Raw genomic sequence first — 11,578 nt, forward strand, 5'->3', positions numbered from 1 at the left:
GTGTCTGCACCAGGTTCGGCTTGATCGCATCCTTCAGCAGAGCGCACATCGCGCCCTCTGCCTTGAGCTGAGCAGCGGTGACAGGCTCTTCGTTGTAAGTATAGCCGATGATCATTTTGCCAAGGCGCTCTTTCATATCGCTGATGGAAGAGGACAGGCACAGAACCGCCATGATCTCGGAAGCGACGGTGATGTCGTAGCTGTCTTCACGGGTGACGCCGTTGGTGCGTGGGCCAAGGCCGTCCACAATGCTGCGCAGCTGACGGTCGTTCATATCGACAACGCGCTTCCAGGTGATGCGCTTGGGATCGATGCGCAGCTCGTTGCCCTGATAAATGTGGTTATCCAGCAGAGCGGCCAGCAGGTTGTTCGCCGCGCCGATCGCGTGGAAGTCGCCGGTAAAGTGCAGGTTGATGTCTTCCATCGGGACGACCTGAGCATATCCGCCGCCGGCCGCGCCGCCCTTTACGCCGAATACCGGGCCGAGGGAGGGTTCACGCAGGGCAACAATCGCCTTTTTGCCGATGTGGCGCAGGCCGTCGGTCAGGCCGACGCTGGTGGTGGTCTTTCCCTCACCCGCGGGGGTCGGATTGATCGCCGTGACCAGAATCAGTTTGCCATTCGGTTTGTCCGCCAAATCGCCCAGAAGCTTATAGTCTACCTTTGCTTTGTTGCGTCCGTACATCTCCAGGTATTTCTCGTCGATACCCGCGGTCTTTGCAATGTCTCGAATGTCTTTTGCTTCGTACTGCTGTGCAATTTCAATATCACTTTTCAATGACATACTGTTCACCTCTCGGAATGTTTTATTATCTCTTACGATCAGTGCCCTGTGGGTCATCGGTTGTAATACATTGCCTCAAATTCCTCACGAATGCCGGGAGAAACCCACTCGCTGGAGAACATGGGATGAGAGGTAGCAATTTTGTAGATTTCCTCTTTGATTTCCGCCAGCACCGCAGGGTTATTTTTGTTGTTTAAGGTGCGCCCGAGCAGATGGCCGATATGTTTCATCTCCTCTTCCTTGGCTCCCCGGGTCGTCATGGTGGGGCTGCCGATGCGCAGGCCGCTGCCAAGGCTCGGGGGAAGCGTATCGTAAGGGATCATGTTCTTGTTGGCGACGATTCCCACGCTGCTCAGCAAATCTTCCGCTTCCTGACCGTTGGCGATCACCGGGGTGACATCCAGCATCACCATGTGGGTATCGGTTCCGCCGGTGATGATGCGCATGCCTTCCTCCTGGCAGCCCTGTGCCAGAGCCTTGGCGTTCGCACAGACCTGATGGGCGTATGTCTTGAATTCGGGCTGAAGCAGCTCGAGGAACAGAACGCCGCGTGCAGCCAGCATATCGCCTTTGGGGCCGCCCTGCAGTCTGGGGAACACACCGCGGTCAAGTTTGGCTGCGAGTTCCTCCCTGCAAAGAATCACGCCGCATCCGCGCGGGCCGCGCAGTGTTTTCTGGGTGGACATCGTGACAACATCGGCATACGGCACCGGGCTGGGGATCGCGCCGCCTGCGATCAGACCACAGTCATGCGCGCAGTCGACCCAGAAATAGGCGCCGACCTCATCGCAAATCTCACGGAATGCTTTGTAATCGATCGCACGGGGATAAGAGGAAGCGCCGGTCACGATCAGCTTGGGTTTGTTTTCGAGGGCCATCTGGCGCACCTGATCCATATCGATCATTCCGGTTTCCTTATCCACACCATAGTGCAGAGCGTTGAAATTGCGGCCGCTGTAATGGAATTTCGCGCCATGGCTCAAATGTCCGCCGTTGTCCAGCGTCAGACCCAGGAAGGTATCGCCGGGATTCAGCAGGCCAGTTAAAACCGCCATGTTCGCAATGGTTGCGTTGCCGGACTGGATATTGGCATGTTCCGCGCCAAAGGCCTTTTTCACGCGTTCAATGGCCAGAATCTCTGCCTGATCGGAAAGCTGGCATCCGCCGACAAAGCGTTTGCCAGGGTAGCCTTCGGTATTCTTGTTTGTAAAGACGGAACCTTCCAGACAAGAGGCCAAGGGAGAAACCACATTTTCAGAGGCAATCAGACTGAGTGTTTCGAATTGACGCTTTTCCTCGCGATGGAGTAAGTCGGCCATTTCGGGGTCAAAAATGTCGAGAAGCTTCATTGCGTCCTGTTTGGTGGGAATAGACATAGAGAAAAACTCCTTTCAAAATAAAAAATATTGGATATTGGGAAATGATCGGTGAAAAAACAAAAAGGAAGATCACATCTGAATAAAAATTCAAATCTGATCTTCCTTAAATCGAGTACCCAAGGTTTTTGGTCACCCTTTAAAAAAGAGGCTATTCAATTTTTATATTTCCTAAAACAAAATTAAAGCTCTTTCATTGACATCTGGTAACGATTCTGCGCGTCACGCAAAGCAACAATTAACGCTTTTTGAGAAAGCGCCAAAAAGCGTTTCTGAATGGTCTCAATCATTTCATCCATATCTGTAATGATATTTTTGCCAATCAGAAGCTGACGGACAAACTCAATGGTTTCAGCCATCACCATATTACAGCTAAGACTGATGATAGTATCGCTATGCATGTCTATAATCAGACTCAAAGAAAACGTTCCGTACATCGCGTTGATCGCATCCGTTTTACCGATTTGCGCAACGCCGGTTACAAAGACGGAAGACTTCGGATAATACATCTGCTTTGTTTTCTCCTCATCTGTTTTGAAGGGCTTGCGAAAAGAGCACTTGTTCCTAAAATTCTAAGCAAGAATGAATCAGCGGCAAATTTTATTGTGCGCTTCACTTATCACAGTTCCAAGAGGATATCTTAGAACCAATAAGCTTAATTCGCGCTTATTCTAGCATGGCGAACTAAAAATGTCAATATGAATCAAAACCACAGCAAGAATTGTCAGTAATTAGATATTTAGCGAAGACATGTCAAAGCCTGCGCCCTGATTGAGCTATGAGGATACCGACTTCTTGCTGGGCTTATACCCTTTTCTTCGCATCAGGACAAATAAGTCAAGCTTGCGGTATGGACAAACTGAGTTAATATTTTTTCGGCAAAAGCGTAGATTGAAAGACGTACGTATTTGTCGTGAGTCGAATTTCTACGTGTATTCTATTTTTACCTGTTTCTCTATAATTTTCTGGATTTTCCAAAATAAAAAAACGCATTAAATAACCCCAAATGGCTATCTAATGCGTTTTTTCAATGGTCGAGGTGACAGGATTTGAACCTGCGACTTCTACGTCCCGAACGTAGCGCTCTACCAAGCTGAGCCACACCTCGAAAAAGCTAGCCTCGGTTTCCCGAGGCTATATGGCTGCGGAACTAGGATTTGAACCCAGACAAACAGAGTCAGAGTCTGTCGTGCTACCATTACACAATTCCGCATCAATATTTAATTGCCAGAAGCAACGTCATTTATTATAGCAAAATTCCAACGAATGTCAATAGGTTTCTAAAAAAATCTATTGAAAATTTGAATGTTTTTGAATTTTATCCAACAGAAAAAAGGAATTCTGTCGTTTCCGCGGCAAAGCGATACACCCCCAGATAAAACAAAACTGATTGCTGCCATATCCCGCCGGGTACGCTGTTAGCATACCCGGCAAAACCCGTGCTCATTCGGCGGAAGTTCCAATTTTACCGGGTGCGGACTTCCGGGTTTTACAGGATCAAAATCTGATTATCCTTCTTTGGGCGAGGTCAGCACGGCCTCCGCGCTCCGGATTCCGTCCACTGCCGCGGATACGATGCCGCCCGCGTAACCGGCGCCCTCCCCGCAGGGATACAGCCCGCCGAGAGTGACCGACTGGCCGTCGGCCCCGCGCGTCAGCCGCACCGGGGAAGAGCTGCGGGTTTCCACACCCGTCAGAACCGCGTCCGGATGGGCAAATCCACGCAGCCTGCGATCCATCAGCAAAATCCCCTGCCGCATCGATTCTACGGCGTAAGACGGCAGACAACCCGACAAATCCGCCGGGACCACGCCGGGCTGGTAGCTGGGGGCCGTACCGAACGAATCCGACGCTTTGCCTTTCAGAAAATCGCCGACGCGCTGGGCAGGGGCACGGTAATCCCCGCCGCCCAGATGAAACGCCGCCTCTTCCCACCTTCTCTGGAACCACATGCCCGCGAGCGGATGCGTGGTTTCAAAATCTGCGGAGGACACGCCGACGAGCAGGGCGGAGTTTGCATTCTTTTCGTCACGCGCCCAACGGCTCATTCCGTTCGTCACCAACCGCCCGGGCTCCGAGGCAGCTGCGACGACCTGACCGCCGGGGCACATGCAGAAGGTGTACACGCCCCGGCCGTTTTCCAGATGCACCGCAAGCTTGTAATCCGCCGCTCCCAGCGCGGGATGCTCCGCAAATGCGCCATACTGCGCACGGTTGATGGCCGCCTGCGGATGCTCAATGCGTGCGCCGATGGAAAAGGGTTTCTGCTCCATCGCCACGCCCTGCTCCAGCAGACCTTCAAAGGTATCGCGCGCGCTGTGGCCGATCGCCAGGATCACATGGTGTGTATCCAGCTGCTGGCGTTCCCCGTCGTGCTCTACGATGACGCCCGTCGCCCTGCCTTGCACCGATACGATCTCGACCAGCTTTGTTTCAAACCGGATTTCTCCGCCCAGCTCTATGATCTGTCCGCGGATCTTCTTTACGATCCCCGGCAGCAAATCGGTACCGACATGCGGTTTCGCGTCATACAGAATCTCTTCCGGCGCGCCGGCCTTGACCAGCTCCTCGAACACTTTGCCTGCACGGCCGTCTTTGGTGCCGGTGTTCAGCTTGCCGTCCGAAAAGGTTCCGGCGCCGCCCTCACCGAACTGCACATTCGTTTCGGGATTCAGAGCGCCGCCTTTCCAGAAAGCATCCACCTGCTGTGTGCGCTTGTCCGCATCCGCTCCGCGCTCGATCACAATGGGGCGCTGCCCTGCCTGCGCCAGAATCAGCGCGGCAAACATCCCTGCAGGCCCAAAGCCCACAACGACCGGCCGCTTCCCCAGCCTGCGGCAGGGCGGCAGTTCATAGCTGTACGGCTGAAAGCGGGAAATCTTCGCGCCGCCGCACCGGGACAAAACTGTTTCTTCCCCGCTTTCCAGCGTTACGCCGACGGTATATTGGAAGTGAACATCCTGCTTTTTTCGGGCGTCCACCGATTTTTTCAAAATGGTCAGGGAATCGATCTGCTGCTCCGGCAGGGAAAGCCGGGCCGCCGCCTGCCGCAAAAGTTCTCCCTCCCCCGCGGAAAGGGGCAGGGCGATCTCTGAAATTCGAATCATGCGTTTTCCTCCTTTGCCGCCATAGCGGCGCTTCTGCCGGCTGCCATGCCGCTGATCCACGCCCAGTGCAGATTAAAGCCGCCGCAGTCTCCATCCACATTCAGCTGCTCCCCAGCCAGATAAACGCCGGAGCTGATGCGTGATTCCATGGACGGAAGAAACAGTTCCGCAAGCGGTACTCCGCCCGCCGTCACCTGTGCATACTGCCAGGGCAGCGTGCCTGTGACTGGGAAGGCCCAGCCCTTAAGCACACCGGCCACCGTTTTCAACCACGGGCCGCCGAGACTGCCTGCCGGTTCTCCGGTTTTTTCGGAAAGGGCGGACGCCATCACCTGCTGGCCCACGCGCTTGGGCAGCACGCCAAACAGCAAGTCTCTTGCCGCAAGCTGCGGATAAATGGACGCCAGACAGCGCAGCAGCTCGCAGACCTCCTGAAAAGAGGATTCCGGCAAAAGGTCCACTGCAAGCTGCACATTTTTACAGGGTTTGCCCTGAACGGTTTTGGACGCGGCATACTCCGCCGCCAGCCGCGACAACTGGAATACACAGACACCGGATAAGCCGCGCTCCGTGAACTGGATTTCTCCTTCTTCCTGCCGCACTGCATGTCCGTCCGCCAGAAAGCGGACGGCGCCTGAACAGCGCACGCCCTTGAGCGCCCGGACCCTCGCCTGCGGCACTGTCACCTGCACCAGCGCGGGGAGCAGCGCAGTCTGACTGTGGCCGAGCTGGCGGGCCAGAGAAATTCCCTGATCCGAACTGATCTGCGGTGAGGCCTTGCCGCCCTGCGCCAGAATCAGCCGGCTCGCCAAAAGGGTTCTGCCATCCTCAAGGCTCAGCAAATATCCGCTTTTTTGCCGTTTTACCTGAACCACCGCAGCACCGCACAGCTCTTCCCCGCCCTGCTTTTGAAAGAACAGACGCAGCGCGTCCAACACAGCGGAGGCCTGCCCGTTTTGCGGGTATACCCGGCCCTGCTCCTCTTCCCGGCAGAAAAGGCCCATCGCTTCAAATTGCTGCAATACCTCTGCCGGTGAAATGGATTCAAACACCTCTCTGGCCAGCGGTGCATCGCCGTGATACACTGGCCAGGCCGCCGACAGATTGGTGATATTGCACCTGCCGTTCCCGGTAGCCAGCAGTTTTTTCCCCACACGCGGAGCTGCTTCCAACAGGGCTACCTTTCCGCCGCCAAGCAGCTTTGCCGCCTCACCGGCGGCCATCAGCCCTGCCGCGCCGCCGCCGACAACCGCAATCTCATATTTTGCTGTAATGTCCATACTGCCTCCCCATGTTATGGCCTGACAGCCCGCAGTCTATCCAATTCTGATAAAACGAGCTGTTCTCGATTTGCATTTTTTGCTTTTTCATTGCTTGTGTCGAAGTAAGGGACATGTTATAATAATTTCAATAACCTTACGCCGCATCCCAAAGCACAGCTTTGGGCGGCTGAGAGAGCATTGAAGCATGATCACATTGTACGGGAAATTGCTTTCATGGCCAAAAATGGCCTTGACTGCCATCATGCTATCAAATAAAAACAGATCCCATATACCGGAATCGCGCAGAGGTGAAAGCAGAATGTCGGAAATGGAGAATCCCCAGCAACTGATGCAATTTCTTCAGCAATTTGAAAAGATGTACAATCTGGTCCGTGTTGTTGACCCATTGGCAAAGCGGGTGATTTCCATCACCGGCTGCAGTGCAGAAATGATTGAGGATTCCATCTGCTACGAGTTCTGGGAAAAAAACAGCCACTGCGCCAACTGCGTTTCAATGCGTGCCGCCAACGAAAACGATACGTTCGTCAAGATTGAATACAACCAGGATAAAATTTTCATGGTGATGGCCACCCCGGTGATTCTGAGCGGCCGCACTTATATTGTGGAGATGCTGAAGGATGTTTCCGAAACCGGCATTGTGCCCGACCTGAAGGGCAAAAGCGTTGAAGAAATCAACCAGATTATTGAGAGTCTGAACCAGGCCGCCATTACCGACGAGCTTACCCAGGTGTATAACCGGCGCTTTATCAATGAAAAGCTGCCGATCGATTTATATGCCGTTGTTCTGAACGGCGGCGTTCTTTCCGCGATCCTGATCGACATTGATGATTTTAAACAGATCAACGATACCTACGGCCACAGCATGGGCGACAGCGTGCTGCAAAAGGTAGCGGGGATTTTGAAAAGCAATATCCAACGCAAAGGCGACTGGGTCGCGCGGTACGGCGGCGACGAATTTCTGGTGGTACTGCCGGATGCCGACCTGAAAAACGCCAGGAAAATCGCAGAGCGGATTCGGCAGCAGGTTGAGCAGGAAACATTTGAGCTTCGCGGCGGCACCGTTTCTACGACGATCAGCTGCGGCGTCTCCAGCGCCAACCCGGAGGACGGTTCCTCCGCCGTTGATTTTTTCGACCGCCTGGATCAAAAGCTGTACCAAGGCAAACACAACGGCAAAAATTTCATCTCGAGCTAAAGGTTCCTTTTATCATACTTTGCGGATTCTCCGGCCTTATTCATCGTACCGTTCGCTTCTTCCGCCGCCAAAGGCGAAAATGAAACCTCTATATTACAAATTTGGAAAAGGGCAGAAAGCTTTCCGGCTTTCTGCCCTTTCGGCATTACGGAATCATTCGCCGCGCATCCGCCGCAGCAAAGCGCCGGGTTTAACGGGATGCTTGGTTTTTGCCAGAACCCGCATGGTCGCATGGGGAGCCGCGTCGATTGGCGTCATTTCCGCGTCGTACAGCTCGTCGAGCGTAAGCAGATACGGCTGTGCGCCGGGTTCCAGCACATCCACCGTATCTCCCCGGAAGAAGCGGTTGCGCTGCGACAGAGTCGCCATGCCGTTCTCCCATCCCTCGCAGACCGCCGCGACCTCGTAATCGCGCACATAGCCGCCGTTCTGGTATACCTGCCCCGGCGTGCCGAAATAAAAGCCGGTGCTGTATTCGCGGTGGCTGATTTTGTTCAGTTCCTCGGGAATCCATTCCGGCAGCGGCTCGCCGGGATGCTGCTCGCAGAAATCGATCGCGCTGCGGTACGCGTTGACCGTGACCGCGACGTAATAGGCCGATTTGGCCCGGCCCTCGATTTTCAGGCTGCTGATCCCCGCCTTTTGAAGCTCTGGAATATGGCGGATCATACACATGTCGCGGGAATTGAGGATATAAGTCCCCCGGTCGTCCTCTTCAATGGGGAAATACTCGCCGGGTCGTTTTTCTTCCACAAGGTGGTACGACCAGCGACACGGCTGTGCGCAGTCGCCGCGGTTGGCATCCCGGCCGGTCAGGTAGTTCGACAGCAGACATCGGCCCGAAAAGGACACGCACATCGAGCCGTGCACAAATGCTTCCAGCTCCAGCTCAGGCGGCGTTTTTGCGCGGATCTGCGCGATCTCGTCCATGCTCAGCTCTCTGGCCAGCACCACGCGCGACGCGCCCATTTCATAAAAGACGCGCGCGGTCTCGTGGTTGACGACTCCCGCCTGGGTAGAAACGTGAAGCTCCACGTCCGGCGCGTATTTCTGCGCCAGCTTCATCACGCCGAGATCGGCGACGATCAATGCGTCCACCCCTACCTGCTGGGCATAGCGCAGCAAATCGGGCAGGCGGTCGAGCTCATCCACACGGGGCAGCGTGTTGCAGGTCATGTGAACCCGGGTACCCTTCCGGTGGGCGGCCTGAACGGCCGCCGCCAGCTCTTCCGGTGAGAAATTGGCCGGGCCGGCTCTCATTCCGAACTCCTTTGCTGCCAGATAAACCGCATCCGCCCCAAAGGCCAGAGCGGCCTCCAGCCGTTCAAAATCCCCCGCCGGAGCCAATAGTTCCATATTCACTGAGTCAGACCCGCCTTTTTCAAGTTTTTCTGATGCTGCTCCGCCGTCTTGGCATAATAGGCCTTGCCGTCCGCAGAGTGGCAGAAGTAATAATAATCTGTTTTCGCCGGATTCAGCGCCGCGTCAATCGCCGCACTGCCGGGATTTGCGATCGGCCCCGGGGGCAGCCCGACAATGTTATAGGTGTTGTACCGGCTGCTGTACGTATCCCGCTGCGCCTCGGGCACCTGCGCCTTCGTGCGGTAGGGATAGTAGATGGTGGAGTCGCACCCGAGCTGCTGCGTGCCGGTCGCCACGCCGTTTTTCAGGCGGTTGTGCAGAACGGAGGACACCTGATACATATCCTCTTCGTCTGCGGATTCCTCCTGAATGATGGAGGCAAGGTTCAGCACCTGATCGAGCGTCATTCCCTGCTCCTCCGCCTTCTCACGCACATCGGCGGTCAGCTTTTTACTCGTGTTGTTGATCATCTTGCCCAGGGCCTGCTTCGGGTCCTCGTCCTTATAGAATTCATAGGTGTCGGGGAACAGGTAGCCCTCCAGCAGATAATAGCGATCTTTGTCGTTGCCGATTGTCTTGATCAGGTCGTAGTTATTAAAGTCCTGAGAATTGGCATATTTTAAAATGTCTTGTGCGGAACAGACGCCGTTTTTCTCCATCAGAGCGGCGACCTCCTGCACGTTCAGGCCCTCCTGGAACAAGACCTTCACAATATCGGTACGGTTATTGTTCGTTTGAAGGTAATTGATGATCGCCTCGTAGTCCATATCTGTTGTCAGCTCGTATGTGCCGTGCAGATAGGAACCGTTTGCGCGCGTGATGGTGGAATACAGCTGGAAAAAGCCCGGCTGTTCGATCACGCCGCCGCGGTACAGCACCTTGGCGATTTCACCGACGCTTGCGCCTTTCGGAATCTCGACGGTCACTGAGGATTCCGGTTTCTGGTACGCGAGCATATCCGCCATTCCGGTTACCAGATACTGGCCGGTTCCAATCCCGAGGATAAGGATCATCGACATCCAGATCATGCGGAAAAAACGCCGGTTTCTGCGGCCCTTTTCGCGGCTTCTTTCCCGCAGGGCTTTCTCTTCGGCTTTTTGGGCGCGGCGCTCCGATTCCGCCATCGCCTTGCGCGTCTGGGGGCTGCTGTAGCTGTGCAGCACATCCGGCTCACCGGCAGCCGGCCTTGGCTCCTGCGAAACGGACTGATCCATATCGTCGTTGTCATTGATTTCGACCCTGAAATGCTGGGCCCGGTTCTGCCGCTGATCCTCCTGGCCGCGGTTTCGCCGCTGATTGTCGTCGTCGCGCATGACAGACCCCCTATCTTGCTTTCTTCGATGTCCTGCGGACATATTTTTCCGTTACCAACAGATCGACCGATCTGTCGTAATAGCCGTGCGGCAGATTCCACTGAACACAGAAGGAATAGCACACGCCCACCGTAAACCCGCCAAAGCGGGACAAAAAGCGGTCGTAATAGCCGCCGCCATATCCGAGCCGAAAACCCTGTACGTCAAAGCTGAAGCCGGGCACCAGGCAAAAGCCGCGGGACTCGTCTTCCACCCTTTCACAACGCTGCACAATCGGCTCCATCACGCCAAACGACGCGCGCTCCAGGTCCTGCCAGGAGCGAATGTAATAGAATTCCATGTCGCGGGTTCCCGGAATGCACCGGGGAACAGCCACCCGCTTCTGATTTGCCCAGGCCGCCTGCACAATGGCAAGGGTATCTACCTCCAGCTCTTTGCTGATATAGGTAAATACCGTATCGGCCTGACTGTATTCCCGCAAAGATAGCAGCCGGGACTGGATTTCAGAATCCAGCCTCAGCTTTTCTTCCTCCGACAGATCTTCTCTGAGCCTGCGATATTTGCCCCGCAGACCTGTCTTTACCTCTTTGATGTTCTTTACTGGCATTGCATCAAATTCCTCAGCTTTTCCGCGGCTTCTTTGTCCGCCAAAAGATCAGTGAGCTGCAGCGCAAACGCCATCGCAGCCATCGGGCCGCGGCCCGTAATGATTTTTCCGTCCACAGTGACAAGCTCACCGGTATATTCTGCGCCGGTAATTTCAGAAACAAATCCGTCGCTGACCGTGGCGCGCCGGCCCTTTAACAGCCCCATGTGCCCCAGAATCGACGGAGCCGCGCAGATGGCCGCCACATAAGCGCCGCGCTCATAGCAGTGCATCACCGTATCCTTTACCACCTGTGACTGCTCCAGATTTGGTGTTCCCGGCAGTCCGCCCGGCAGAACCACCATCTGAAGGCCATCCAGAGAGATTTCGCTTTCTTCCAGATCAGCGATGACAGGGATTTGATGGGCACCCATGATTTGCTTGCCGCCGACCCCCACTGTCTGAATCGGCACATTGGCACGCCGAAGCAGATCGACCGCCGTTAAAGCCTCAATCTCTTCAAATCCATTCGCCAAAAATACGTACGTCATTCCAGTCACATCCCCTTTTTC

10 protein-coding genes and 2 tRNA genes are annotated in these 11,578 nt (G+C 54.9%); 1 reads left to right on the plus strand and 11 read right to left on the minus strand.

What is annotated here, in order from left to right; all coding sequences use genetic code 11:
* From TY09_RS08425 to TY09_RS08455, 7 genes are all read right to left on the minus strand, one after another.
* The coding region (locus TY09_RS08425; protein WP_042433070.1) for a formate--tetrahydrofolate ligase at window positions 1-784 on the minus strand (784 nt) is incomplete at its 3' end.
* Window positions 785-837: 53 nt separating this feature from the next.
* Window positions 838-2,160 carry a serine hydroxymethyltransferase gene (locus tag TY09_RS08430; protein ID WP_187119597.1) on the minus strand — a complete coding sequence of 441 codons (1,323 nt, stop codon included), beginning with the start codon at window positions 2,158-2,160 and terminating at the stop codon, window positions 838-840.
* A 182-nt stretch (window positions 2,161-2,342) separates the two neighbouring features.
* Window positions 2,343-2,669: a DUF3870 domain-containing protein gene (locus TY09_RS08435; protein ID WP_042433073.1), complete on the minus strand. Its 327-nt coding sequence runs from the start codon at window positions 2,667-2,669 to the stop codon at window positions 2,343-2,345.
* Between the two features lie 522 nt (window positions 2,670-3,191).
* Window positions 3,192-3,268: transfer RNA gene (locus TY09_RS08440), tRNA-Pro, on the minus strand.
* Between the two features lie 31 nt (window positions 3,269-3,299).
* Window positions 3,300-3,373: transfer RNA gene (locus TY09_RS08445), tRNA-Gln, on the minus strand.
* Between the two features lie 295 nt (window positions 3,374-3,668).
* Window positions 3,669-5,267 carry an NAD(P)/FAD-dependent oxidoreductase gene (locus TY09_RS08450; protein ID WP_042433076.1) on the minus strand — a complete coding sequence of 533 codons (1,599 nt, stop codon included), beginning with the start codon at window positions 5,265-5,267 and terminating at the stop codon, window positions 3,669-3,671.
* Window positions 5,264-6,547 carry an aminoacetone oxidase family FAD-binding enzyme gene (locus tag TY09_RS08455; protein ID WP_042433079.1) on the minus strand — a complete coding sequence of 428 codons (1,284 nt, stop codon included), beginning with the start codon at window positions 6,545-6,547 and terminating at the stop codon, window positions 5,264-5,266. Before TY09_RS08455 ends, TY09_RS08450 begins: the two co-directional genes overlap by 4 nt.
* A gap of 301 nt (window positions 6,548-6,848) precedes the next feature.
* On the opposite strand from TY09_RS08455, the gene TY09_RS08460 reads away from it, so the two are divergent.
* Window positions 6,849-7,745: a GGDEF domain-containing protein gene (locus TY09_RS08460; RefSeq protein WP_074432622.1), complete on the plus strand. Its 897-nt coding sequence runs from the start codon at window positions 6,849-6,851 to the stop codon at window positions 7,743-7,745.
* Window positions 7,746-7,898: 153 nt separating this feature from the next.
* On the opposite strand, the gene TY09_RS08465 is transcribed toward TY09_RS08460, so the two are convergent.
* Genes TY09_RS08465 through TY09_RS08480 form a run of 4 tightly spaced genes read right to left on the minus strand, consistent with a single transcriptional unit; the run spans window position 7,899 to window position 11,557 of the window.
* A complete protein-coding gene (locus TY09_RS08465; RefSeq protein WP_081759629.1) occupies window positions 7,899-9,107 on the minus strand; it encodes a peptidase U32 family protein in 1,209 nt (402 codons plus the stop codon).
* Window positions 9,104-10,420, minus strand: a complete 1,317-nt coding sequence (gene mltG / locus TY09_RS08470) for an endolytic transglycosylase MltG (RefSeq protein ID WP_042433081.1) — start codon at window positions 10,418-10,420, stop codon at window positions 9,104-9,106. Before mltG ends, TY09_RS08465 begins: the two co-directional genes overlap by 4 nt.
* Window positions 10,421-10,430: 10 nt before the next feature.
* The gene (locus TY09_RS08475; RefSeq protein WP_009061211.1) at window positions 10,431-11,027 is read right to left on the minus strand and encodes a 5-formyltetrahydrofolate cyclo-ligase; all 597 of its coding nucleotides are present in this window, start codon (window positions 11,025-11,027) and stop codon (window positions 10,431-10,433) included.
* A complete protein-coding gene (locus TY09_RS08480; RefSeq protein WP_042433083.1) occupies window positions 11,018-11,557 on the minus strand; it encodes a DJ-1 family glyoxalase III in 540 nt (179 codons plus the stop codon). The genes TY09_RS08475 and TY09_RS08480 overlap by 10 nt, the downstream gene beginning before the upstream one ends.
* Window positions 11,558-11,578 lie beyond the last annotated feature (21 nt).

The sequence above is a fragment of the Faecalispora jeddahensis genome (assembly GCF_000577335.1).
GTDB lineage: Bacteria > Bacillota > Clostridia > Oscillospirales > Acutalibacteraceae > Faecalispora > Faecalispora jeddahensis.

Coding starts and splice junctions, on each gene's coding strand:
- TY09_RS08430 (WP_187119597.1), bottom strand. CDS start 2,160: ATGTCTATTCCCACCAAACAGGACGCAATGAAGCTTCTCGACATTTTT.
- mltG (WP_042433081.1), bottom strand. CDS start 10,420: ATGCGCGACGACGACAATCAGCGGCGAAACCGCGGCCAGGAGGATCAG.
- TY09_RS08455 (WP_042433079.1), bottom strand. CDS start 6,547: ATGGACATTACAGCAAAATATGAGATTGCGGTTGTCGGCGGCGGCGCG.
- TY09_RS08480 (WP_042433083.1), bottom strand. CDS start 11,557: ATGACGTACGTATTTTTGGCGAATGGATTTGAAGAGATTGAGGCTTTA.
- TY09_RS08435 (WP_042433073.1), bottom strand. CDS start 2,669: ATGTATTATCCGAAGTCTTCCGTCTTTGTAACCGGCGTTGCGCAAATC.
- TY09_RS08450 (WP_042433076.1), bottom strand. CDS start 5,267: ATGATTCGAATTTCAGAGATCGCCCTGCCCCTTTCCGCGGGGGAGGGA.
- TY09_RS08460 (WP_074432622.1), top strand. CDS start 6,849: ATGTCGGAAATGGAGAATCCCCAGCAACTGATGCAATTTCTTCAGCAA.
- TY09_RS08475 (WP_009061211.1), bottom strand. CDS start 11,027: ATGCCAGTAAAGAACATCAAAGAGGTAAAGACAGGTCTGCGGGGCAAA.